The sequence below is a fragment of the Xanthomonas bonasiae genome (assembly GCF_017163705.1).
Taxonomy (GTDB): domain Bacteria; phylum Pseudomonadota; class Gammaproteobacteria; order Xanthomonadales; family Xanthomonadaceae; genus Xanthomonas_A; species Xanthomonas_A bonasiae.
Genome location: NZ_JAFIWB010000017.1, coordinates 75,439 through 98,097, shown reverse-complemented (window position 1 = coordinate 98,097; position 22,659 = coordinate 75,439). Strand labels below are relative to the sequence as shown.

The 22,659-nt window shown below is 71.2% G+C and carries 19 protein-coding genes; 8 read left to right on the top strand and 11 right to left on the bottom strand.

Annotation, left to right across the window (positions count from 1 at the left end):
* Window positions 1–455 precede the first annotated feature (455 nt).
* The 3 genes from ttcA (at window position 456) to JR064_RS14810 (ending at window position 3,696) form a co-directional block, all read left to right on the top strand.
* A complete protein-coding gene (gene ttcA / locus JR064_RS14820; RefSeq protein WP_179570175.1) occupies window positions 456–1,331 on the top strand; it encodes a tRNA 2-thiocytidine(32) synthetase TtcA in 876 nt (291 codons plus the stop codon).
* A gap of 132 nt (window positions 1,332–1,463) precedes the next feature.
* Complete coding sequence (locus JR064_RS14815; RefSeq protein ID WP_179570177.1) at window positions 1,464–2,372, top strand: recombination-associated protein RdgC; 909 nt, start codon at window positions 1,464–1,466, stop codon at window positions 2,370–2,372.
* Between the two features lie 544 nt (window positions 2,373–2,916).
* A complete protein-coding gene (locus tag JR064_RS14810; RefSeq protein ID WP_179570179.1) occupies window positions 2,917–3,696 on the top strand; it encodes a YgjP family zinc-dependent metalloprotease in 780 nt (259 codons plus the stop codon).
* Between the two features lie 122 nt (window positions 3,697–3,818).
* Here the strand turns inward: JR064_RS14810 and JR064_RS14805 are convergent, their stop codons facing one another.
* From JR064_RS14805 to hemH, 4 genes are all read right to left on the bottom strand, one after another.
* The gene (locus JR064_RS14805; RefSeq protein WP_206230232.1) at window positions 3,819–4,124 is read right to left on the bottom strand and encodes a hypothetical protein; all 306 of its coding nucleotides are present in this window, start codon (window positions 4,122–4,124) and stop codon (window positions 3,819–3,821) included.
* Between the two features lie 343 nt (window positions 4,125–4,467).
* On the bottom strand, window positions 4,468–6,648 hold the full coding sequence (locus JR064_RS14800) for a methyl-accepting chemotaxis protein (protein WP_206230221.1): 2,181 nt from the start codon (window positions 6,646–6,648) through the stop codon (window positions 4,468–4,470).
* A gap of 320 nt (window positions 6,649–6,968) precedes the next feature.
* Window positions 6,969–7,811, bottom strand: coding sequence for an alpha/beta fold hydrolase (locus JR064_RS14795; RefSeq protein WP_206230220.1), 843 nt, complete (start codon window positions 7,809–7,811; stop codon window positions 6,969–6,971).
* Window positions 7,808–8,767, bottom strand: a complete 960-nt coding sequence (hemH, locus tag JR064_RS14790) for a ferrochelatase (protein WP_191826718.1) — start codon at window positions 8,765–8,767, stop codon at window positions 7,808–7,810. The genes JR064_RS14795 and hemH overlap by 4 nt, the downstream gene beginning before the upstream one ends.
* A gap of 164 nt (window positions 8,768–8,931) precedes the next feature.
* Here hemH and JR064_RS14785 point away from each other — a divergent pair, with 164 nt between their 5' ends.
* The 4 genes from JR064_RS14785 to tatC all read left to right on the top strand — a co-directional run bounded on the left by JR064_RS14785 (window position 8,932) and on the right by tatC (window position 11,457).
* Window positions 8,932–9,843, top strand: coding sequence for a lipid-binding SYLF domain-containing protein (locus JR064_RS14785; RefSeq protein ID WP_191826717.1), 912 nt, complete (start codon window positions 8,932–8,934; stop codon window positions 9,841–9,843).
* A gap of 87 nt (window positions 9,844–9,930) precedes the next feature.
* Entirely contained in the window at window positions 9,931–10,158 is a 228-nt protein-coding gene (gene tatA, locus JR064_RS14780; protein WP_179570189.1) for a Sec-independent protein translocase subunit TatA, read from the top strand.
* A gap of 16 nt (window positions 10,159–10,174) precedes the next feature.
* On the top strand, window positions 10,175–10,720 hold the full coding sequence (gene tatB, locus JR064_RS14775) for a Sec-independent protein translocase protein TatB (protein WP_206230219.1): 546 nt from the start codon (window positions 10,175–10,177) through the stop codon (window positions 10,718–10,720).
* The gene (gene tatC, locus JR064_RS14770; protein WP_191826715.1) at window positions 10,717–11,457 is read left to right on the top strand and encodes a twin-arginine translocase subunit TatC; all 741 of its coding nucleotides are present in this window, start codon (window positions 10,717–10,719) and stop codon (window positions 11,455–11,457) included. Before tatB ends, tatC begins: the two co-directional genes overlap by 4 nt.
* A gap of 193 nt (window positions 11,458–11,650) precedes the next feature.
* Here tatC and JR064_RS14765 read toward each other — a convergent pair whose 3' ends face one another.
* The 7 genes from JR064_RS14765 to JR064_RS14735 form a co-directional block, all read right to left on the bottom strand.
* Window positions 11,651–12,550, bottom strand: a complete 900-nt coding sequence (locus JR064_RS14765) for a BPSS1780 family membrane protein (RefSeq protein WP_179570193.1) — start codon at window positions 12,548–12,550, stop codon at window positions 11,651–11,653.
* A 47-nt stretch (window positions 12,551–12,597) separates the two neighbouring features.
* Window positions 12,598–13,347, bottom strand: a complete 750-nt coding sequence (locus JR064_RS14760) for a glutamine amidotransferase (RefSeq protein WP_206230218.1) — start codon at window positions 13,345–13,347, stop codon at window positions 12,598–12,600.
* A 169-nt stretch (window positions 13,348–13,516) separates the two neighbouring features.
* A complete protein-coding gene (locus tag JR064_RS14755) occupies window positions 13,517–16,198 on the bottom strand; it encodes a bpX6 domain-containing protein (RefSeq protein ID WP_338123899.1) in 2,682 nt (893 codons plus the stop codon).
* A 4-nt stretch (window positions 16,199–16,202) separates the two neighbouring features.
* Window positions 16,203–18,056 carry a hypothetical protein gene (locus JR064_RS14750; protein WP_206230216.1) on the bottom strand — a complete coding sequence of 618 codons (1,854 nt, stop codon included), beginning with the start codon at window positions 18,054–18,056 and terminating at the stop codon, window positions 16,203–16,205.
* On the bottom strand, window positions 18,053–18,463 hold the full coding sequence (locus JR064_RS14745) for a bpX5 domain-containing protein (RefSeq protein WP_206230215.1): 411 nt from the start codon (window positions 18,461–18,463) through the stop codon (window positions 18,053–18,055). The genes JR064_RS14750 and JR064_RS14745 overlap by 4 nt, the downstream gene beginning before the upstream one ends.
* Window positions 18,460–19,590, bottom strand: a complete 1,131-nt coding sequence (locus JR064_RS14740) for an AAA family ATPase (RefSeq protein WP_206230214.1) — start codon at window positions 19,588–19,590, stop codon at window positions 18,460–18,462. The genes JR064_RS14745 and JR064_RS14740 overlap by 4 nt, the downstream gene beginning before the upstream one ends.
* Window positions 19,591–19,850: 260 nt before the next feature.
* Window positions 19,851–21,671, bottom strand: coding sequence for a GspE/PulE family protein (locus tag JR064_RS14735; protein ID WP_206230213.1), 1,821 nt, complete (start codon window positions 21,669–21,671; stop codon window positions 19,851–19,853).
* A 75-nt stretch (window positions 21,672–21,746) separates the two neighbouring features.
* Between JR064_RS14735 and glyQ the strand changes: the two genes are divergently transcribed.
* Window positions 21,747–22,655 carry a glycine--tRNA ligase subunit alpha gene (gene glyQ, locus JR064_RS14730; protein ID WP_003469925.1) on the top strand — a complete coding sequence of 303 codons (909 nt, stop codon included), beginning with the start codon at window positions 21,747–21,749 and terminating at the stop codon, window positions 22,653–22,655.
* Window positions 22,656–22,659: the final 4 nt, after the last annotated feature.

Sequence of the window (22,659 nt, the reverse complement as noted above, 5' to 3'; positions counted from 1 at the left end):
GCAACGGGATGGACCCGGGCGCGCATGGATGGAGCAGCGCCGGCCCGGACGTGCGCACGGCGCGATCGCCGTGGCCGGCCCATGCACCTGTCGCGCGGATGCTGCAGGCGCAGTCCCGGGCGGCATGCAGGCGCCGCATCCGGTTGCCTGCGCGCCTGGCGCGCCGCGCCATACGCGAGGTTATGGTAGCGCTACCAGAAACCGCGCTAAAAAAAGCTTCGCTGCGGAGGGAAGCCGACGGGGCCATCAGATGCGGTTCGCAAGCCGGGGGACAGGCGGACTTTACCCAGCCCATCGGCGAAACGCTTGCTGCGCTGCGCCATCCGCGCGCGCGGCGTGTGCGCCAGCACAGTGCGACACGCCGGCAGCAGTGTGCGCCGCGTCGCGATCGCGCGCGGGGAGCGCATCCGTCGCGCGCAACGCGCTTTCGGTCGCGCCGACTACAATGCGCGCCGATGACCCCTACGCCGCTGCCGCTGCCGCATCACCTCGCCGATCCCGCCCCGCGCGACCGGCGCACGCCCTCGGCGCTGGGCAAGCGCCTGTGCCGGCAGGTGGGCCAGGCGATCGCCGATTTCGGCATGATCGAAGCCGGCGACAAGGTGATGGTGTGCCTGTCCGGCGGCAAGGACAGCTACACCTTGCTGGACATCCTGCTGCAGTTGCAGCGCAAGGCGCCGGTGCCGTTCGAGCTGGTCGCGGTGAACCTGGACCAGAAGCAGCCCGGCTTCCCCGCCGAGGTGTTGCCCGACTACCTGCGTACGCTCGGCGTGGCCTGGCACGTGATCGAGCAGGACACCTACTCGGTGGTCAGCCGCGTGGTGCCCGAGGGCAAGACCCTGTGTTCGCTGTGCTCGCGGCTGCGCCGCGGCGCGCTGTACCGGTATGCCGCCGAAAACGGGATCAGCAAGATCGCGCTGGGCCACCACCGCGACGACCTCGTCGCCACCTTCTTCATGAACCTGTTCTTCCACGCCAGGCTCGCGGCGATGGCGCCGAAGCTGCGCAGCGACGACGGCCGCCACGTGGTGATCCGGCCGCTGGCCTATGTGCGCGAGGCCGACATCGCCGAGTACGCACAGGCGCGCGGCTTCCCGCTGATCCCATGCACGCTGTGCGGCAGCCAGGAGACCCTGCAGCGGCGCCAGGTCGGGCTGATGCTGCAGCAGTGGGACCGCGAGCATCCCGGCCGCGTCGAGCAGATCGCGCGCGCCATGGGCAACGTGCAGCCGTCGCAGCTGGCCGACCCGGCGCTGTTCGATTTCCGCACGCTCGGCGCTGCCGATGCCCCGCCAGCCATGGGCTGGCCGCTCGACGACGACGACGCATGAGCCCGCCGCCGGCGGTGCGCGCGCGCCGCTGAACCGCGCGTTGCGGTATCCGGGCGGGAGCGATGCGACAATGCCCGCCGCCCACCCTGCGCACGGCGCCGGGCCGTTCCGTTTCCTTCTGCTGGATGCTCGATGTTCTTTCGCAACCTGACCCTGTTCCGCTTCCCCACCACCCTCGACTTCTCCGAGATCGACAAGCTCCTGCCGGAGGTGCAGCTCAAGCCGGTCGGCCCGCTGGAAATGAGCTCGCGCGGCTTCATCTCCCCGTTCGGCCGCGACGAGCACGAAGTGCTGTCGCACCGCATCGCCGAGTTCCTGTGGCTGACCGTCGGCGGCGAGGACAAGATCCTGCCCGGCTCGGTGGTCAACGACCTGCTCGAGCGCAAGGTCGCCGAGATCGAGGAGAAGGAAGGCCGTCGGCCCGGCGGCAAGGCGCGCAAGCGGCTCAAGGACGACCTGATCCACGAACTGCTGCCGCGCGCCTTCGTCAAGTCCTCGCGCACCGACGCGATGCTCGACCTGCAGCACGGCTATGTCGCGGTGGACACCTCCAGCCGCAAGACCGGCGAGAACGTGATGTCCGAGATCCGCGGCGCGCTGGGCAGCTTCCCGGCGCTGCCGCTGAACGCGGAAGTGGCGCCGCGCTCGATCCTGACCGGCTGGATCGCCGGCGAGCCCCTGCCCGAAGGCCTGAGCCTGGGCGAGGAGTGCGAGATGAAGGATCCGATCGAAGGCGGCGCGGTGGTCAAGTGCCAGCACCAGGAACTGCGCTGCGACGAGATCGACAAGCACCTGGAAGCCGGCAAGCAGGTCACCAAGCTGGCGCTGATCCTGGACGACCACGTTTCCTTCGTGCTCGGCGACGACCTGGTGATCCGCAAACTGAAGTTCCTCGACGGCGCCCTCGACCAGCTGGAGAACGCCGACCAGGACGGCGTGCGCGCCGAACTGGACGCCCGCTTCGCGCTGATGAGCGCCGAGGTGCGGCGCCTGTTCCTGCTGCTGGAAGAGGCGCTGAAGCTGAGCAAGGCGGAGACCTGAGGCGAGGCCGGCAGCGCGCCGCTCGGCTTGCCGGTTCCGCTCGTCGCGACGGAAGTCGCTCCCACAAGGGTGGATCGCCAAGCCGGCCATCTGCACTGCAGGATGCGCTTCAGCCCCGACGGCCTAGGAAGTCGGCCGACTCCGCCACTCCGCTCGTCGCGGCTGAAGCCGCTCCTACACAAGCCGCGCGTCTGCCGGCTGGGTGCCCTGTAGGAGGGGCTTCAGCCCCGATCGGCAGCTCCCGAAGCCGGACAACTTCCCGGCGCCGCTCGTCGCGACTGAAGTCGCTCTCACAAGGGAGTCCCAGCATGCTGGCGGGGTGCACTGTGGAAGGGACTTCAGTCCCGACTGCAGCCGAAGCCGGACAACTTGCCGGCTTCGTTCGTCGCGGCTGAAACCGCTCCTACAGGGGCCGCGGCGTGCGCTGCTCGGCTCCACTGCCGAACGCTCCGGCGGCGACGGTGACGGAAATTCAGCTGAAGCATGCAGCGCGATCGGTGCACGCTGTCACCGTGCGCGCGCGCATGAGCGGTATGCTGTGCGCATGCCCGATTTCCTCCGTCGCCTGATCGCGCCGCCCGCAACGGCCGTCGAACGCGACCTCGTCCGCCTGCGGTTGGACGAGCGCGAGATCGAGGTGCTGCGCGTGCGCGACCCGCGTGCGCGGCGGATCAAGCTCAGCGTCGACGAACGCGGCGCGCGCCTGACCCTGCCGCTGCGCGCCAGCCTGGTGTCCGGCGAGCGCTTCCTGCTCGAACACCGGCACTGGCTCGGCGAGCAGCTGGCGCGCTATCAGGAAGACGACAACGAACCCGGCCTGCAGCGCGGCGTGCCCGGCTGGTTGCCGCTGCGCGGCGAACGCCTGCCGCTGCGCTGGAGCGAGGGCCGCTACGCGCGGCTGCAGGTCGATGCCGAGGGCGCACAGCTGCAGTTGCCGGCGCGCGCCGGCGATGCGGCGATCGCGCGCGCGCTGCGCGAGTTCTACGAAGCGCAGGCGCGCGCCGATGTCGGCCGCTGGTTGCCCAAGTACCTGCCCTCGCTGCCGCGCGCGCCGGCGCGGGTGCGGCTGAAGGTGATGTCCTCGCAATGGGGCTCGCTGGCGCCGGACGGCTCGATGGCGCTGGATCTGGCGCTGGTGCTGGGACAGCCCTCGGCGTTCGAGTACGTGCTGGTCCACGAGCTGTGCCACCTGATCCAGGCCAACCACTCGCCCGCGTTCTGGCGCGAAGTGGAAGCCCGGTTCCCGGCCTGGCGTGCCGAGCGCGATTATTTCCACGCGCATGGGCGGCGCCTGAAGGCGCAGTTGCGGCGGCTGTTGAGCTAGGGCGTCTCGCGCGCCGTCGTTGCGCGCGCACGAGGCAAGGAAACGCAGAAAAGCATGAGGCTGTTTCAGCCCGGACGCTGACCCAGCGCCTGGCAAGAGGACAGCCGCTCGCAGAAACGGTCTTACAGGTCGCGATGCACAACGAAATCGTCGCCGGACACCAGCGACTGCACCGGCACAGGGATCGCCCTCGCGTCGCCGACCACGCGGTTGGCCGCGGCGCAGTGAACCGGTGCGGCGCAGCACCGCCCTGCCGGCACAATGCGCCACGGCGGCGAGGCAGGCAGTCGCGACAGGCCGGGTGAATCCGGCGGCGTTCGGGAACGGATCGCTCGCCTCGAGGCGCGCAGCGCCGTGGCGATGGACAGATTCGGAGAAAACGGAAGGACGGCGGGTTTCGCCTCAGCGCTGCGGAAGAAGAACTCCATGCGCAGCGCCCGGCAGGCCCCCTCTCCCCGCCTACCTCACACCTGGCGCGACCTCCGGCACCAGCGAACGATACGGTCCGAGCGGCACTACGCCGGCATGTCAGGACGCCGGGATCGGGCCGCGTACACAAGACGTATCGCGTCTATGCCTGTTTTGTCGGCAGGCGTGGCGGGAACTTAAGCGAAATTTTTTCTACACACAAGCTTCACGAACACCGTGTAGGCGACGCATTCAGCCGCCAGCGGCCATCCCCGCGCGCTGGCCGTCCTGGGCGCTCCGGCAGCGCCGCGCGGGCGGAAAGCCCCCGCGCACGACGCCACCGCGCGACCACGCGGTGCCCGGCTAGGCGCCGACGGCCAGGTCGAGCTCGGCCGGTGCCGGAGCGGCCATGGCGGGCCGCTGTTGCGGCGCCTCGGCGCGCGCCTGCAGCCGGAACACCGCCACCGCCGCGGCCAGCGTGCCGGCCTGCTGTTCCAGCGCATGCGAGGCCGCGGTGGCCTGTTCCACCAGCGCCAGGTTCTGCTGCGTGGTGCTGTCCATCTGCGCCATCGCCTGGCCGACCTGTTCGATGCCCGCCGACTGCGCCTGCGAGGCCACCGCGATCCCGGCCACGACGTCGTTGACCTCGCCCACCGAGGCCAGCACCCGGCCCATGGTCTGGCCCGCGCCGTGGACCTGCGCCGACGCCACCGCGACCTGGGACAGGGAGGCCTCGATCAGCGTCTTGATCTCCTTCGCCGCGCCGGCCGAACGCTGCGCCAGCGCGCGCACCTCGCTGGCGACGACGGCGAAGCCGCGGCCCTGCTCGCCGGCGCGCGCCGCCTCCACCGCCGCGTTCAAGGCCAGGATGTTGGTCTGGAACGCGATGCTGTCGATCACCGCGATGATCTCGCCGATCTTGCGCGACGAGCCCTGCACGCCCTGCATCGCCGCCACCGCTTCGTCGATCGCCGCGCCGCCCTGGCGCGCGACCGACGCCGCGGCGGTCGCCAGCTGGTTGGCCTGGTCGGCGTGCGCGGCGTTCTGTTTGACCGTCTCGGTCAGTTGCGCCGCCGATGCCGCGGTGCGCTCCAACGCGCCGGCCTGCTCGGCGCTGCGGCGCGACAGGTCCTGGTGTCCGCCGGCGATGGCGCCGGCCTCGCTGTCGATCGCCGCCGCCGCCTGCTGGATGCCGGCCACGATTCCCGCCAGCTGGTCGGCGGTGGCGTTGGCGTCGTCGCGCATGCGCGCGAACACGCCATGGAATTCGCCGTGCATGCGCACGCCCAGGTCGCCGCAGGCGATGGCGCGCAGCAGCGTCGACAGCGCGTCGAGGTTGCCGTCCACGGTGGCCATCAACTGGTTCAGGCTTTCCAGCATGGTGCGGAAATCGTGCTGGTGGCGGCCGACGTCGCCGCGCGCGCTGAAATCGCCGGCCGCCGCGGCCGCCGCCAGGTGCCAGATGTCGCGGTTGAGCGCGCCGAGGTTGGCCTTGATCGCGTCCATGGTGTCGGAGATCGCCGCCTGCTCGCCGGGCAGGCGCGGCATGTCCTCGCTGAGGTCGCCGATGGCGTAGCGCTGCATCAACGCAACGGTGGACTGCACCGTGCCCACGTGCAGATCGACCAGCGCATTGGCGTCGTGCAGCAGTTGCCCGTATTCGCCGGGGAACCCCGCCGCGTCGCTGCGGTGCGCGACCGCGCCGGCGGCGTGGCGCTGCGCCATCTGCCGTTGCTCGGCGAGCACCGCGCGCAGCTGCGCCTGCATGGTCTGCATGCTGCGCAGCAGCTCGGCGGCCTCGTCGTTGCCGTGCACCGGCAGCGGTGCGTCGAGACGGCCGGCGGCGATCGCCGCGGCGATCCGCGTCCCTTCGCGCAGCGGCCGTACCAGGCTCTGGGTGATGCACCAGCCCAGCCAGGTGGCCACCGCCAGCAGCAGGCCGCCGCCGATCAGCAGCATCCAGCGCGCGCGGGCCATCGTCGCCACCGCATCGACATAGGCCTGGTCGCTGAGCGTGCGCAGGTGCGCGGCATTGCGCTGGATCGCCTGCTGCCAGTTCGCCAGCAGCGGCTGCAGCGTGTACAGGTTCAGGGTCTGCGCGTCCAGGTTCTGGTTGTCGGCGGCCAGCGCCAGCACCTGGGTCTGGAACGGCTGCACCTGGACATAGGCCTGGTCGATCGCGGCGCGGCGCTGCGCGCCGGTACGGTCGGCCGGATCCAGGCGCATCGCGAACAGCTTGCGGCGCACCTGCGCGTAATCGCGCGCGGCCTGGCCGATCGCGCGCACGATCTCCCGCTTCTCGTCGGGGTTGGTCAGGATCACATCGTTGAGCAGGCCGATTTCCAGCCGCGCCTGGGCGGTGACCATCGCATCGGACAGGCGGATCTTCTCCATCTTGTCCAGGCTGATGTCGTCGAGTTGGTGGCGCGCCATGGCCATCGAGGCCAGGCTGGCGACGATCAGCGCGCCGCAGAGCAGCAGCAAGGCCGCGAAGGCGAAGGTCAGTCGGGGACCGACTGGATAACGACGGAGGAGACGGATCATCGGGGCGGGGAGAGGTTCGGGCGCAATTGCCCACGCGTACCCTGGCCACCAAGCTTTACCGAAACGCGACCGGCCTACGACAACATGGCGAACTGTGACGCCGGGTGGATCGCAACCGCGGCGTGCCGCGCGTCCCAGCGTCTATCGGCGGCAATGCCGGAAACTTGAGCAGGCGCACGCGACCTCCGCGCACGCGTCGGCGTCCACAGGCGTGTGCTGGACATGCGACGGCATCGGTTCGGGCCAGCGGCGCAGCGTCCCGCTGCGGCTGTCGCACGATGCGGTGGTGGCAGGGCGGCGTAACGGCGCCGGCCAGCGGTTCAGAAGAAGTCGCGCAACAGCGCCGCCACCGCGGCCGGCTGCTCCATGTGCAGATGGTGGGTGCCCGGCAGCAGGTGCACGCGGCCATGGCGAAGCAGCGCCGCGCGCTCGCTGCGCAGCGGCTCGGGGAAATACGGCTGCGCCGGGTCGGCGTAGATCACCCGTGCCGGGCAGTCGATGCCGGCCAGCAGCGCCTGCACCTGCGCCTCGCTCAGCCGCACCGCGGTGGGCAGGGTCAGGCGCCGGTCGCTGCGCCACACGTAGCCGCCCTCCACCGCCTCGACCCCGCGCTCGACCAGCAGCCGCGCCGCCGGCTCGCTGAGCTGGTTGGCCTGCATCCGCGCGCGTACCGGTGCGGCCAGGTCGGGGAACACGCGCAGCGGCGCGCTGTTGGCGCGGCGGGTCGCGGCGACGCTGTCGCGCAGCCGCTCCAGCGTGCCCTCCACGGTCTCGGCCAGGCCGCCGAGCATCTCGATCGCGACCAATTTCTCGACCCGCTGCGGCGCTGCCGCGGCCAGGGTGCTGGCGATCGCCGCGCCCATCGAATGCCCGATCACCGCGAAGCGCTCCCAGCCCAGCGCGTCGGCCGCGTCCAGCAGTGGATGCAGCGCGCTGGTCAGCAGGTAGTCGGCGCCGGCCGGCAGGGCGTCGCTGTGGCCGTGGCCGGGCAGGTCCAGCATCACCAGGTCCAGCTGCGGCAGCTGCGCGCTCAGCGGCACGAAGCTGGCGGCGTTGTCCAGCCAGCCGTGCAGCGCCAGCACCTTGGGTCCGTGCGGATCGCCGCTGCGCAGCCCGGCCAGCGTGCCCACCCGCGACGGGCAGGCGAACGTGCGCAGCGTCATGCGGCGCGGGCAGCCAGCTGCGCCAGCGCGCGCGCGTGCGCCGGGGCGTCGTTGAGGCAGGGGATGTAGCGCACCTGCATGCCGCGCGCGGCGCAGGTCTCGACAAAGCCCATCGCCACTTCCTCCAGCGTTTCCAGGCAGTCGGTGGCGAAGCCCGGGCAGATCACGTCGACCCGCTTGGTCCCCTGCTCGGCCAGCTGCCACAGGCTCGGCTCCGCATACGGCTGCAGCCAGCGCTCGGCGCCGAAGCGCGACTGGTAGCCGAGCTGCCACTCGCCGGCGCCCAGGCCCAGCGCCGCGGCGATCGCCTGCGCGCTGGCCTCGCAACGCTGCGGATACGGGTCGCCGTTGTTGGCCACGCGCTGCGGCAGGCCATGGAAGGAGAAGAACAGTGTCTCGCCGCGGCCGTGCTGCGCCCAGTGCGCGCGCACGCTGTCGGCCACCGCCTCGACCCAGGCCGGGTCGGTCGGATAGTCCTCGATCAGGGTCACCGGCAGCTGCGGATTGCGCGCCTGCCAGGCCTGCACCACGTCCTCGATCGAGGCGGTGGTGGTGGTCGAATACTGCGGATACAACGGCAGCACCACGATCCGGCGCACGCCGCCGTCGCGCAGCGCGTCCAGTGCCGGCGCCAGCGCCGGGGTGCCGTAGCGCATCGCCCAGGCCACGCGGTGCCCGGGCAGTTCGCGCTGCATGCCCTCGGTCAGGCGCCGGGTGTACACCGCCAGCGGCGAGCCTTCCGGCAGCCACACCAGCGCGTATTTCTCCGCCGAACGCGGCGAGCGCCGCGGCAGGATCACCCAGTTCAGCAGCGGCCACCAGAACAGCCTGGGGATGGCCACAACGCGTTTGTCGCCGAGGAACTCGGCCAGGTAACGGGCGACCGCAGGCGCGGTCGGCGCCTCGGGCGTGCCTAGATTCACCACCAGCACGGCGGTCTCGGGTGCGTCGCTCATGCATACATTGTGGCAGAGCCGCCTGCCGTGCGTGTCGCGATCGTGTCTATCGCAACGATCGACACGCCCGCGTATTGCGGTGGCACTCATTGCCGATTCATTGCGCTGTGACTAAGTTCAAGGACTTGCAGTATCTTGCTGCGGACCTATTTCGGAAGCCCGCCATGCCCCGCCTGCCGCGCCTCGCCCTGTTGTTGAGTACCACGCTGTTCGTCGGCCACGCCGTGGCCGGCCCGGAAGAAGACGAGCGCGCCCGCAACGCGCTGCGCGTGCTGACCGACATCCAGGAGATCCCGGAGCAATCCATCCCCGACAAGCTGCTCGACGAGGGCCGCGCGATCGTGGTGATCCCGGACACGCTCAAGGCCGGCCTGGTCATCGGCGGCCGCCGCGGCCACGGCCTGATGTCGGTCAAGCGTCCCGACGGCACCTGGTCCAACCCGGTGTTCGTCAAGCTCACCGGCGGCAGCATCGGCTTCCAGGTCGGCGTGCAGTCCTCCGACGTGGTGCTGGTGTTCCGCAACGACCGCAGCCTGGACAACATCGTCAACGGCAAGTTCACCCTCGGCGCCGATGCCGGCGTCGCCGCCGGCCCGGTCGGGCGCAACGCCTCCGCCGCCACCGACGGCCAGCTCAAGGCCGAGATCTGGTCGTGGTCGCGCGCGCGCGGCCTGTTCGCCGGCGTGGCGCTGGACGGCGCGGCGCTGCAGATCGACGATGCCGCCGACCTCAACGTGTACGGCAGCAACACCACCCCGCGCATGATCTTCGAAGGCCGCACCACCGGCCTGCCGTCCAACGACGTGGTCGCCTTCCGCGACAAGCTCGAGGAAGCCACCTACGCCGCGCGGCAGAACCGCGGCACCGACAGCGCCGGGCGCGCCGCCATGGGCCCGCCGCCGCCGCGGCCGCAGCCTTCGGCACAGGCCGCACCGCCGCCGGTGGCCGAACCCGCCGCCGCCGACGGCGCCAGCACCGCGCCGCTGCAGGCGCCACCGCAGACGCCGCCGCAGCAGGGCTTCCAGCCGGTGTCCGAAGGCGAGATCCGCACCGAGTCGCTGGACGGCAACCGCTAGAATCCGCGGCACGGCGTGCCGCACTGAACGCACCGCGGCGCGGTGCGTTATCCTCCTTATTCCTTACGACTTCTCTGCGAGCGGATCATGGGCGGTTTTAGCATCTGGCACTGGCTTGTCGTGCTGGTGATCGTGCTGCTGGTGTTCGGCACCAAGCGGCTGACCAGCGGCGCCAAGGATCTGGGCAGTGCGGTCAAGGAATTCAAGAAAGGCATGCGCGACGAGGACAAGCCCGCCGGCCAGCTCGGCGACGAGTCGCGCAGCAGCGAGCAGTCCCGCGAGACCCAGGCCGAGCGCGACCGCGACGCGCGCTGAATAGGACGCTGTCGGCGTGTTCGATATCGGATTCAGCGAACTGCTGCTGATCGCAGTGGTGGCGCTGGTGGTGCTCGGCCCGGAACGCCTGCCCAAGGCAGCGCGCTTCGCCGGCCTGTGGGTGCGCCGCGCGCGCGCGCAGTGGGACTCGGTGAAGCAGGAACTGGAGCGCGAACTGGAAGCCGAGGAACTCAAGCGCAGCCTGCAGGACGTGCAGGCCTCGCTGCGCCAGGCCGAATCGCAGTTGCGCGACAGCGGCCAGCAGCTGCAGCGCGAGACCGACGCGCTGCGTCGCGAGATCGACCCGACCGGGCCGGAACCGCTGGCCGAGGGCGCGCCTGCGGCCATCGCACCGCAGCAGCCGACGCCAGCGCCGGAACCACTGCCGCCGTCCGGCGCTCCCGCCGCCGACCACGCGGTGCCGGCCACCACGCCAGCCGCGCCGACCGCGCATGCGCACGCACCAGGCGACGCGCCGGCGCCCGCCGCGCACGACCCTGCCCCCACACCGCCGGCGCCTGGCGCCGCACCGCCCAACGGCGACCCTGAGGCGCCGCGATGAATCCGGAAGCCGAAAGCAGCCTGATCGAGCATCTGGTCGAATTGCGCGCGCGCCTGGTGCGCGCGCTGATCGGCCTGGGCGTGGTGGTGCTGGCGCTGCTGCCCTTCTCCAAGCCGATCTACACCTGGCTGGCCGCGCCGATGCTGGCGCAGCTGCCGATCGGGCAGAGCGTGATCGCCACCCACCCGGCCGGCGCGGTGTTCGCCCCGCTCAAGCTGACCTTCTTCGTGGGCGTGTTCATCGCCGTGCCGTGGCTGCTGTACCAGGCCTGGGCGTTCGTCGCCCCGGGCCTGTACCAGCGCGAGAAGCGCCTGGCATTGCCGCTGCTGGCCTCGGCCGTGCTGCTGTTCTACGTGGGCTGCGCCTTCGCCTATTTCCTGGTGCTGCCGGCGGTGTTCCACTTCCTGACCACGTTCAAGCCGGACATCATCCAGCTCACCCCGGACGCCGGCGCCTACCTGGATTTCGTGCTGGCGATCTTCTTCGCCTTCGGCGCCAGCTTCGAGCTGCCGGTGGCGCTGGTGATCCTGGCCCTGCTCGGCTGGGTCACCCCGCAGCAGCTGCGCGAAGGCCGCGGCTACGCGGTGGTCGGCATCTTCGTGCTGGCCGCGGTGCTGACCCCGCCGGACGTGGTCTCGCAGCTGATGCTGGCGATCCCGATGTGCCTGCTGTACGAGATCGGCATCATTGCGGCTAGTGCGGTGACCAAGAAGCCGGGATTGGAGATTCGGGATTAGGGATTCGCAAAGGCTGGCGCGGCGGCGCTGTGCGGGAACGATTCTGGCCTTGGCGCCGCCAAAGCGTTGGGGCTGAAGCCCCTCCTACAGATGCGACGACCTGGCAAGGCTAGAGCTCTGCAAAAGCGACGACCGGGAAACCGTCAGCTCCCGCTTTTACGAATCCCCAATCCCGAATCCCAAATCCCGGCCCTTAAGCCGCAAACACATTCGAAGGCGGCGGCGGCACCGCCGGCGCGGCGTCGCCGCTGTGCACGAACATCTGCTTCCAGGCCGCGTAGACCGCGCCGGCCAGCGCCGGCATCGCCAGCGCCATCAGCAGCAACTGCGCGACCAGGGCGGCGATGGTCGGCCCGGCCAGCGCCTGCACCAGCAGGATCACCAGCACCAGGGCGAAATACAGCGCGAACATCGCGATGAAGGCGAGGACGAAGAACACCAGCATCGCCGGCAGGTTGTGCAGGCAGGCGCGCAGGCTGTTGCGCATCGCCGCCAGGCCGCCGCGGCCGTCGAACATCACCTGCGGGGCGAGCACGAACAGGGTCAGCGTCACCGCCACGAAGCCGACGAACACCATCAGCAGCCACAGCAGGATGCGCATCGCCGGCAGCGTGGCCACCAGTTGCTCGACCTGCGCCGGATCCGGCTGGGCGCTGGACTGGCCGAGTTCGTTGAGCTGGTTCATCACCGTGCCCAGCTGCTCCCAGCCGCTCTGGCCGACCACCACCAGGGCCAGCGCACCCAGCGCCAGGCCGACCAGCACCTGCGGCAGCAGCGCCACCAGCAGGCGCGGCGCACGGCCGTCGTGCAGGCCCTGCAGCAGATGCGCCGGCTGCGCGACACGGCCCTGGTCCACTTCGCGCACCGCCCACACCAGCCCGCCGAACAGCAGCGGTCCGGCCAGGCCCAGCAGCAGTTGCGCCAGCATGCCCAGGGTCGGATTCAGCGCGCCCATCAGCAGCGCCAACAGCGCCGCCAGGCCCCAGATCACGCCCAGCAGCCCCAGCGCCAGCGGCGCCCGGCGCAGCAGCGCAATTCCGCTCAACAGCCATTCCGCGCCGGCCGAGGCCGGCAGCTTGCGAATCTCGATCATTGCCAATCCGAAGTGGGGGACGCCGTACAGCGCGGCGCCTGTACAGATTATCGCGGTTTTGCCTGGCCGCCGGCGGTTTGCTGGCCGCGCGCGTGCTGAACGAAGCGCCGCAGCAGCTTGCGCGCCAGCGGCGCGGCGCTGACCTCGCGGGCGATGGTACGGGCGCAGCGGCCGGCGCTGCGTAGACACTCGGCGCGGGCGTGCACGTAGCCGCGCATGTGGTGGGTGGCGAATTCCGGGTGGAACTGCACGCCCCAGGCCGCCTCGCCCCAGCGGAAGGCATGGCACTGGTCCTGCGCCGAGCGCGCCAGCACGGTGGCGCCGGCCGGCGCGCGCAGCACCGTCTGCAGGTGCGTGGCGTGCGCCGGGAAGCGTTCGGGCAGGCCGGCGAACAGCGGATCGTCGAACGCCGGCGGATGCAGGTCGATGTGCACGGTGCCCGATTCGCGCCCGGCCGGGTTGTAGGCCACCTCCCCACCCAGCGCGTGCGCCAGCAGCTGGTGGCCGTAGCAGATGCCCAGCAGCGGCGTGCCGGCGTGGGCGGCCTCGCGCAGCCAGTCGGCCGAGCGCTCGCTCCAGTCGGCGCGGTCGGTGACGAAGGCGGCCGAGCCGGTGACGATGATGCCGGCGAAGCCCGTGCGCGCGGGCAATGCGGCGCCGCCGGCGACATTGGCGACCACCGTGTCGCGCTCGGCCAACCCGGCGGCGACGCGGATCCAGTGCGGGAAGCGCCCATAGCGCCGCATCGTCGCCACCGGCTCGCCGGTTTCGAGGATCAGGAAGGGCGCTGCAGGCATTCGGGCGAGTCCAACGGCATCGCCTGATTCTAGACGCCAGCGCAGCGCTTTTTCCAAGTGACGTCGTTGCCGGCGGCATAGCGAGATAACCAGGGCTCATGAGGCCAGCACGCTCGGCGGCGGCCGCATGCAGAGGCTCGGCTTCGACAGCGCCTTGGCCGCGAGCCGATCAGAGCACCGATAGCGGGTGCGCCACCGACAGGCGCAGGTCGATGTCCAGCAGGCGGCCGTCCGCGGCATACAGCAGCAGGTGTTCGGCTTGCTCGCGCGCGCCCAGCGGCAGACCCGCCGGCGTCTCCAATGTGGCGATGCAAGCGGCATCGGAGAAACGGATGACGAAGTAGCGGCTGCACGCGTGCAGATGCACGCCGACCAGCATGCCCTGCTCGAGCGCGACGAAGTGCTCGCCCTGGAGCGCCTCGGCCTGCACCTGCGGCAGCACGCAGGCACGCTGCCGCGCGCCGTCGCGGTAGACGAAGGCGACCTCGCCGTCCTCGCGCACCTCCAGCTGCGGCTGCTGCATCGCGCCGCAGCGATGCGGCAGCACCGGCAAGCCGTCCAGCAGCGCGATTTCGTCGCGGCCGCGCAAACGCCTGTGCGGCAAGGAATACGTCCAGTCCTGCAACGTGTTGCCGGTGCGCACCAGGAACACTTCGCAGTCGGCGAAGAAACCGGCGGCGGCGACCGGACCGGGCAGGTCGCCCACGTGCCACAGAACCTCGCCCAGGCCCTTGCCGACGTCGATCACCAGGATGCGGTCGTTCACCACCACGGTCCAACCGGTCCCGTTGAGCGTGGGGGCGGAGAACTGCAAGGCCATCGCGCCGAGTTCGACGCTGCTGCGGGTCGCCAGGTCCAGGCGCGCGATTCGCGCCACATGCTCGCGCGGCGCCACCGCCAGGGCCACCTGCCCGCTCGCCGCGAGCACCAAGCGGTATGCCGGCGCCGCGTAGCGCTGGGTCACCCGGCCACGCGCATCGAGCACGGCGGCACCGGCCTCGCCCAGGGCCACCAGGTAGTGACGGTCGGGCAGCACCGCCGCGTCGTGGATCCGGTGCGCGCCGGCGGCGGGTAACGGCAAGTCCAGGGCCTCGTCCAGCAGCCAGAACGGCGACGGTCTGCCGGCCTGTGCAACGCGCCACGGCGGCATGTCGCTCTTGAGGCAGGCGTCGGCGGCGAGCTGCATCAGCCGATCCAGGTCGCTGCGCCCCATGCCGTTGCGGCCTGCGCTGCAATCGGCGGCGACGGCCGGCAGCACGCAGGCGGCGAGGCGGCGCAGCGCGATCCCGTTGCCCTTGATCGCCAGCAAGGCCTCCGCCAATGCGGCCCGCGGGTAAGGGTCGGTGCCTGGATCGGCCAGCGCCTCGATCCTGGCCGCGTACTGCTGCAGCGAGTCCGGCAGCAGGCTGGCGCGCTGCACCAGCGCGCGCACCGACAGGGCAGCGCCCGCCTGTTCGGCCGCCAGCAGCCATTGCAGCGCAACCTCGCGCGCCTCGCGCAGCGGCCAGACCACCTCGACCGCTTGCAGCCAGTGGCCGCCTTCGACCAGGGCGTGGCCCCATTCCAGCCGCAGCTGCCCTGCCAGCGCCGGATGGGCGCCTTGCAGATGCTGTACCGCGTCGGCGAAGGCGCCGTCGCGCCGCGCCACCTGGATCGCGCGGCGCTGGTCGCCGGCCAGCATCAGCAGGCGGATGATCAGCGCCGGCGGCATGTCCCAGCCCAGCGCCAGCTCGGCGGCCTGCGCATGGCGCCCGTGCTGGACCAGATAGTCCAACGCCTCCTGCCGCGCATTGAGCAGCTCGGCCAGCACGAACACGGCCTCGTCGATCCTGCCCTTGTGGTCCAGTGCGGCGAACGCCTCGCGGTACATGCGCCGCAGGTGCTCGGTCAGGTCGTCGCCCAGGCCGAGATTGGCGCTCTGCCCGATGCGGCCGGACAGCTGCAGGCTGTCGCGCCGGCCCGGGGCGCCGAACGCCTGGCCCAGGGATTGCCCGGCCCCGTCCAGCGGCAGGGCATTGCGCAGCGCCTCGTCCAGGTCGCCCTGCTCGAACATCGCCATCATGCGGCGGAGATAGGCGCCGTGCCGATAGCCGATCAGCTTGCCAAGGCGGCTGATCGCAGCCAGCCGCGCGAGTGCGTCGCGCCAGGCGCTGGGGCGCCCGCCGGACTGGCGCGCGGCCACGCTGCCGTGGGGTGCGGCAGCCGCGGTCTGCCGCGACAGCATTTGCGACAACAGGGCAAGGACGGCACCCAGCACGCCTTCGCGTACCGCGGCCATGCCTCCCCGCGGAGAGCCTGACGGACGTGCGCCGGCCATGGCCTGCAGGAACGCTTCGCTTTCGGCACTGCGTGGCGGGATGGCCTCGCCGAGCGCACCGCGCACGTCCTTGCCTTGCAGCTGCGCCACGTCCAGCGCCGGCGGCGGGACGCGGCAGTCGTAGGTGTCGTGCAGCGGGTAGTCGTCCAGCGCGATCGCTTCGGACAGGTCCAGCAGCGTGCCTTGATCGAAACGCAGCCCCACCACCGCGGCACCGGCGACCAGGCCGAGATCGATGGCCGGAAGCGCGGCCAGCTCCGCCGCCGTCAACGGCGCGGAGTACAGCGCGCCGTGCAACCGGCGCAACGGCACCGCGCCCACGCTTTCGCAATACAGCGGTTGGACGCGGGCGAAGCACAGCGCGTCGCCGGCGTCGAATCGATAGGCCCGGCAGCCGGGGTGCCAGGCGGCCAGCATCCGCGCCAGCCGCAGCGGCGCAGGCAGGATGCCGGCAGGCCACCACAAGCCGTCGAGCTCCTGCAGACCGCGCCACAGCGGATCGCGCACGGTGCCGACCGCGTTCGCCGCATTCACCGCTTCATCCATCGAGATCGCCTCCGCGCTGCCCGTGCGCACGCATCAGCACCCGGCGGCCGCCATCGCCCAGGACCAGCAGCTGCCCTGCCAGGTCAACCAACGCCACCGCGTCGCCATCGAAGGAAACCGACGCGGCGCTGATGTCGCTGGATGCCTGATACAGGATCTCCTGGCCATGCTCGCCGATGGCGACCAGCGTGCGGCGATCCGGGCGCAGCATCAACAGCTGGCTGCGCTCGGCGCTGTTTGGGTCCGGCACCAGGCCCAGCAGCTTCCAGGCCGGCGGCGGACGCAGTTCCAGTTCGGAATAGCCGTCTTGCGGCCCGCCCTGGTACAGGCGGTAGACGCGTCCGCCATCGCGCTGGTCGCTGCGATATTCCAGACAGATGGCGCCCTGCCACTGCCCATCTCGCATCAGCCCGCGGAACACCAGCTGGCTCGGCCGCGATGGCGCGGTCAGCTGGGTCAGCAGTTCGGTGTTGCCCTCGCGGTGCAGGTAGCTGATCCGCAGATGGCCGGACGCGTAGCGTGCATACACCAGCCGCTGCGCGTCGATCTGCTGCATCGCCAGCACATCGTCGTCCACCTTGGCGTGGGCAGGAGCATCGCGCCCGGGCCTGGTGCTGGCGTTGGTCCACGACAGCAGGTGTCCGGCGCCATCCAGGGCGACCACGCGCTGCGTCTGCGCTTTTTGCGCGCCGCCCTTGAGCCAGGCGCAGCGCAGCCAGCGCGCGGTGCCCGGCACCGTGTCGAAGGCGTCGGCCGGCGGCCGCGTGACCACGCTGAAGCCCGGCATCTTCCAGAAATACAGGCCTCTGCCCTGAGTCGCCACGATGCCGGCGAAATCCTTGTGCACGATGACCCCGCCGATCAGATCGGCGTCGGAGGTCCATGCGCTGTAGCGCGGCGCGGCCTTCTTGTGGCGGCCCTCGCGCGGGATCTTCAGCATCACCGCCTGGTGCTCGCCCGCCAGCGGCAGCGCCACATAGCGGCCATCGACGCTGAACAGCGGCGGCTGGCGCAGCGACAACCTGCCCTTCAGCGTGTCGCTGGGGGCCGCCACCGGTTGCGTCGGCGGGGCGCTGAAATCCCCGCGCAGCAGGTGCGCGGCGCAGGGCGAACGCGGGATGCCGAGCACCAGTTCGCGACGCGCGTGACCGGTCCTGACCGCCACGTGCAACTGGCCATCGAAGTCCTGGCGGATCTTCACGCTGTGGTCGCCGATGGCGGCGGCCTCGTCGTTGCCGGTCATCCACCAGCACTCGCTGGCCGCCTGGCCGCTGCGGGCGAGGTGCGCGCGCCAGGCGCTGCGTTCGGAGTCCGTCGCCAACTGGTGGGTGCGGGCCTGCAGCAGTCCGCGCAAGGCGTCCGCCGTGCCCGCGTCGTGCATCTCGCCCGGCCGCTGCAGCACGCCCCAGGCGAAGCGTGCGCGTGCCGCCTGCGCGCGGCGCGCCAGCAGGATCCACATCGCCACGTGCAGCAGGCGCGGCGCGCCGCGCTGTGTGGGGCCGGCGTCGAACAGCGCGACGACCAGCGCGTCGGTCTGGCGCTGGATCAGCTTCGGCGCCAGGAACAGGTGCTCGTGATGCGCGGCGCGGCGCAGGAATTCGTCCGGCAGCAGGTCGGCCACGGCCCACTCGCTCAACAGCAGGCGTTCGTAGGGTCCGCGCCGGCGCAGATCCTCGATGCCGTCCGGATCGGCGATGCCGTGCTGCACGCGCGCGGCGCCGCGGCCGAGCAACGGCTCCAGCCGCACCAGCCAGTCGCCGAGCATCGCGGCGATGTCAGGCTCGAACCATGCCAACCAAGCGTGCCATGGCTGCAGCGCCGGCGGCAGCGTCGGCGCCGCAGTCATGCCGCCCAGCGCCGGCGGATCTGCTCCGCCAGCGTCGCGCCGAGCGGCAGCAGGCGGTTCAGCGGAACCAGCGCCGCCGGCGCGCGCAGCATCAGCCACGGCGGATCGGGATGGCGGCGCGCAACGGCCTGCGCCAGCAGGTCCAGCGCGATGCCCGGACGCTGCGCGGTCGGCAACCACAGCGCCGGCGCTTCCGGGCGCGGCGCGATGTACAGCACGCCGTCGAGCCAGGGCAGCGCCGACGCCGGCCCGGTCAGGACCAGCAGCCCGTCGCTGGCCGTCGCCATCAGCGCATCTGCCGTCTCGCTGCGCGTGGCGCGCTCCAGCAAGCGCCGCGCGAGCTGGCCGATGCCCACGACGCCCTGCGGCGGCGGCGGCGCAGGATCGTCGTGCCACGACCACGTCATGCGGCGGCGCCGATCCGCTCGATCAGGCGCGCGCGCTCGGCGGCGAGCGCCTGCGGCAGGGACGCATCGGTGAAATTGGCGTCGATCTCGCGCAACACCGCTTCGGCGGCGGTGCGCGCGGCGGCGTCCTCGGGATCGGCATCGGCCAGGCAGCCCTGGGCCGCCTCGAGCAGCCGCGCCACGCGCGACATCGGCTGCAATGCCGCATGTTCCACCGCCGCACGCAGCGTCGGATTGGTAGCCAGCGCCAAGGTATCGCGCAGCGCATCCTGCGCAGCGGCCTGCGCCTCGCGCGTCGGCATCACATAGAACAGCGGCCACAGGTCGGCCTCGGTGGCGACGTTGCGCCCGGCCAGCACGGTCGCCGCCGCCACCAGGCGCTGCGTCTTGACGATGCGGCGATCGGACAGCGTCAGCCCTGCTTCGCGCAACTTTCGGACCGCCTGCGCCAAGGCGCCGCGCGCGTCGTCCATCTGCACCTGCCGCACCTGCCTGGCGAGCATGTCCAGGTCGGCCAGGTCGGCCGCATGCACGACTTCGGCGCGCTCGGCCTGCCAGCCGCCGGCCAGCAAGGCTTCCAACTGGTGGTCCGGGACCGCATCGACGAACAGATGCAGCAGGAACCGGTCGGCGAAGGCGGCCAGCGACTCGTCCTCGGGCAGCGCATTGGCCGCACCCACGCAGATGCGCAGCGGGCAGGCCACGTCGGTATGGCCGCGCCGGAACCGACGTTCGTTCAACACGCCGAGCAAGGTGTTGAGGATGGCGGTCGAGCCGAGGAACACCTCGTCGAGGAAAGCGACTTCCGCCTCCGGCAGCATGCCGGCCACGTCGGTTTCGACCAGGCCCTCGCGCAGCTTGCGCAGGTCCACCGGACCGAACAGCTCGGACGGCTCGGTGAAACGGCCCAGCAGATATTCGAAATAGCGCCCGCCCAGAGCGGCGGCGACGCGCCTGACCACGGCGCTCTTGGCGGTACCGGGCGGACCGACGATCAGCAGGTGTTCTTCGGCGATCGCCGCCAGCACCATCAATTCGGCGAGCTGGTCGCGCCCCACCAGGCCAACAGTGGCGGAATGGACGGCCTCGCGGACGCGCGCAGCGGCGGATTCGATGGAGAGGGGCATGCAGGCTATCGATGATGCGCGCCATGCGCGGGAAAGCCGTCAAGGCGCGTGGAAAAGGAGGGTCCGACGCACTTTAGATCAATTCGAATGCAGCGGAAACCGCGCCGGGCGCGGGCCTGCCGACACAACGCGGTCGAGGCGCGAACCGATCGGCTGGCGCAGCGCTGCGGGACGACGCTGGGTCGTGCATCTGCTGCCGACAGGTTGCCGTGTTCGCCGATGCCGGCCTCCGCGCGCGCGTCACCGCACGCACACTGCGTTCACTCGCGCGGCGGCAGCACCGACAGCACTTCCTCGATGGTGGTCAGGCCGGCGGCGACTTTTTCCAGGCCGGCACGACGCAGGCTGCGCACGCCCTCGGCCTGCGCGGCGCGGCTGAAGCCGGCCAGGTCCATGTCGGCGCGGATCAGCGCACGCAGGCGCGGCGTCACCGGCAGCAGTTCGTACAGGCCGACCCGGCCCAGGTAGCCGGTGCGGCGGCATTCCAGGCAGCCGACCGGGGCGTGGACCTGCAGCTCTTCCGGCAGCGCTTCGCCCGGCTCGCGCAGCGCGTCCCATTCGATCTCGCTGAGCGTGTGCGGGCGCTTGCAGTGGCTGCACAGCGTGCGCACCAGGCGCTGCGCCAGCACGCCGTTGAGGGTGGAAGCGACCAGGTAATGCGGCACGCCCAGGTCGAGCAGGCGGGTGATCGCCGAGGGCGCGTCGTTGGTATGCAGGGTGGACAGCACCAGGTGTCCGGTCAGCGAGGCCTGCACCGCCATCTGCGCGGTTTCCAGGTCGCGGATCTCGCCGATCATGATGATGTCCGGGTCCTGCCGCAGCAGGGTGCGCACGCCGCTGGCGAAGTCCAGGTCGATGTTGGTCTGCACCTGCATCTGGTTGAACTCCGGCGCGATCATCTCGATCGGGTCCTCGACGCTGCACACGTTCACGTCCGGCGTGGCCAGGCGCTTGAGCGTGGAGTACAGCGTGGTGGTCTTGCCCGAGCCGGTCGGGCCGGTGACCAGCACGATGCCGTGCGGGCGTTCGACCAGCGCCGCCCAGCCGGCCGCTTCCTGCGCGCTGAAGCCGAGCTGGTCCACGCTCTTGAACGCCGCGTCCGGGTCGAAGATGCGCATCACGCACTTCTCGCCGAACGCGGTGGGCATGGTCGACAGGCGCATCTCGGTCTCGCGCCCGCCCGGCGAGCGGGTCTTGATGCGCCCGTCCTGCGGGCGCCGGCGCTCGGCCAGGTCCATGCGTCCGAGCACCTTGATCCGGCTGACGATGGCGGTCATCACCGCCGGCGGCACTTCCAGCACCTTGTGCAGCACGCCGTCGATGCGGAAGCGCATGCGCCCGGCCTCGCGCCGCGGCTCCAGGTGGATGTCGCTGGCGCGCTGCTCGTAGGCGTACTGCAGCAGCCAGTCGACGATGTGCACGATGTGGTGGTCGTCGGCGTTGACGTCGCCGCCGCGGCCCAGTTCCACCAGCTGCTCGAAGCTGGGCAGGCCGCTGCTCTGCTCGTTGCGCCCGTCCTTGGCGCCGCGCACCGAGCGGGTCACGCCGAAGAATTCCATCGTGTAGCGGTGCAGGTCCAGCGGGTTGACCACCGCGATCTCGATCCGGCGCCGCGCCAGGTGCTGCACGTCGCCCAGCCAGTCCAGCGCCAGCGGCTCGCTGGTCGCCACCAGCAGGCGCTCGGCGTCCAGCGCCAGCGGCAGGATGCGGTGGCGGCGCGCGTAGGCGTGCGAGACCACGGCGGTGACCGCGGCCACGTCGACCCGGGTCGGGTCGATGCGCAGATAGCGCAGGCCGCAGCGCTGCGCCAGCCATTCGGTCAGCCGTTCCAGGCCCAGCTCGCTGCCCGGCGGACGGGTGGCGGCCAGTTTCAGGTTGGACAGCAGCACCAGCGGGTGCACGTCGCTGACGGTGCGCGCGGACTGCACCGAGAACTGCATGCGGCCGCGCTCGGCCGGCGCGACCAGGCCGTCGGCGAGCAGCGCGGCGGCCACGCGTTCGAAATTCAGGCGCCCGGACGGCAGCGACACGGTGGCGGGTACAGGCACGGCGGGCGGCTGCGCGGCAGGTCGCGAATCCATGGTCAGGTCCGGTGCGCGGAAGTCCCCGCAAGTCGGTCGCTATACTAGCGCACCCCCTTTGCCGGCCTTTGCTGCATGCCCGTCTCCCGGTCCGTTCCGATCACGTTCCAGGGTCTGATCCAGACCCTCAACCAGTTCTGGGCGCAGCACGGCTGCGTGCTGATCCAACCGCTGGACCTGGAAGTGGGCGCCGGCACCTTCCACCCGGCCACGTTCCTGCGCGCGCTCGGGCCGGAGCCGTGGAACGCGGCCTACGTGCAGCCGTGCCGCCGTCCCACCGACGGCCGCTACGGCGAGAACCCGAACCGCCTGCAGCGCTACTACCAGTACCAGGTGGCGATGAAGCCGAACCCGGACAACATCCAGCAGCTGTACCTGGATTCGCTGCAGGCGCTGGGCATCGACCCGCTGGTGCACGACCTGCGCTTCGTCGAGGACAACTGGGAATCGCCGACGCTCGGCGCCTGGGGCCTGGGCTGGGAGGTGTGGCTCAACGGCATGGAGGTCACCCAGTTCACCTACTTCCAGCAGGCCGGCGGGCTGGAGTGCAAGCCGGTGCTGGGCGAGATCACCTACGGCCTGGAACGGCTGTGCATGTACCTGCAGAACTGCGACAACGTCTACGACCTGGTGTGGACCTACGGCCCGGACGGCGCGCCGGTGACCTACGGCGACGTCTACCACCAGAACGAGGTGGAGCAGAGCGCGTACAACTTCGAGCATGCCGACGTGGCCGAGCTGTTCCACCGCTTCGACGCCTGCGAGCGCGAGGCGCAGCGCCTGGTCGAGCTCGGCCTGCCGCTGCCGGCCTACGAGCAGGTGACCAAGGCCAGCCACGCCTTCAACCTGCTCGATGCGCGCCGCGCGATCTCGGTGACCGAACGCCAGCGCTACATCCTGCGCGTGCGCGCGCTGGCGCAGGCGGTGGCCAAGGCCTACCACGCGCAACGCGAGAAGCTGGGCTTCCCCGGCGTGAAGCGCTGAGGCT

Excerpts from the sequence above, each read along its gene's own strand:
- JR064_RS14745 (WP_206230215.1), bottom strand. The coding sequence starts at position 18,463 with ATGACGTGGTCGTGGCACGACGATCCTGCGCCGCCGCCGCCGCAGGGC.
- JR064_RS14795 (WP_206230220.1), bottom strand. The coding sequence starts at position 7,811 with ATGACGCTGCGCACGTTCGCCTGCCCGTCGCGGGTGGGCACGCTGGCC.
- JR064_RS14785 (WP_191826717.1), top strand. The coding sequence starts at position 8,932 with ATGCCCCGCCTGCCGCGCCTCGCCCTGTTGTTGAGTACCACGCTGTTC.
- JR064_RS14815 (WP_179570177.1), top strand. The coding sequence starts at position 1,464 with ATGTTCTTTCGCAACCTGACCCTGTTCCGCTTCCCCACCACCCTCGAC.
- JR064_RS14760 (WP_206230218.1), bottom strand. The coding sequence starts at position 13,347 with ATGCCTGCAGCGCCCTTCCTGATCCTCGAAACCGGCGAGCCGGTGGCG.
- ttcA (WP_179570175.1), top strand. The coding sequence starts at position 456 with ATGACCCCTACGCCGCTGCCGCTGCCGCATCACCTCGCCGATCCCGCC.
- JR064_RS14800 (WP_206230221.1), bottom strand. The coding sequence starts at position 6,648 with ATGATCCGTCTCCTCCGTCGTTATCCAGTCGGTCCCCGACTGACCTTC.
- JR064_RS14810 (WP_179570179.1), top strand. The coding sequence starts at position 2,917 with ATGCCCGATTTCCTCCGTCGCCTGATCGCGCCGCCCGCAACGGCCGTC.
- JR064_RS14740 (WP_206230214.1), bottom strand. The coding sequence starts at position 19,590 with ATGCCCCTCTCCATCGAATCCGCCGCTGCGCGCGTCCGCGAGGCCGTC.
- JR064_RS14750 (WP_206230216.1), bottom strand. The coding sequence starts at position 18,056 with ATGACTGCGGCGCCGACGCTGCCGCCGGCGCTGCAGCCATGGCACGCT.
- JR064_RS14735 (WP_206230213.1), bottom strand. The coding sequence starts at position 21,671 with ATGGATTCGCGACCTGCCGCGCAGCCGCCCGCCGTGCCTGTACCCGCC.
- tatC (WP_191826715.1), top strand. The coding sequence starts at position 10,717 with ATGAATCCGGAAGCCGAAAGCAGCCTGATCGAGCATCTGGTCGAATTG.
- glyQ (WP_003469925.1), top strand. The coding sequence starts at position 21,747 with ATGCCCGTCTCCCGGTCCGTTCCGATCACGTTCCAGGGTCTGATCCAG.
- hemH (WP_191826718.1), bottom strand. The coding sequence starts at position 8,767 with ATGAGCGACGCACCCGAGACCGCCGTGCTGGTGGTGAATCTAGGCACG.
- JR064_RS14765 (WP_179570193.1), bottom strand. The coding sequence starts at position 12,550 with ATGATCGAGATTCGCAAGCTGCCGGCCTCGGCCGGCGCGGAATGGCTG.
- tatA (WP_179570189.1), top strand. The coding sequence starts at position 9,931 with ATGGGCGGTTTTAGCATCTGGCACTGGCTTGTCGTGCTGGTGATCGTG.
- JR064_RS14805 (WP_206230232.1), bottom strand. The coding sequence starts at position 4,124 with ATGGAGTTCTTCTTCCGCAGCGCTGAGGCGAAACCCGCCGTCCTTCCG.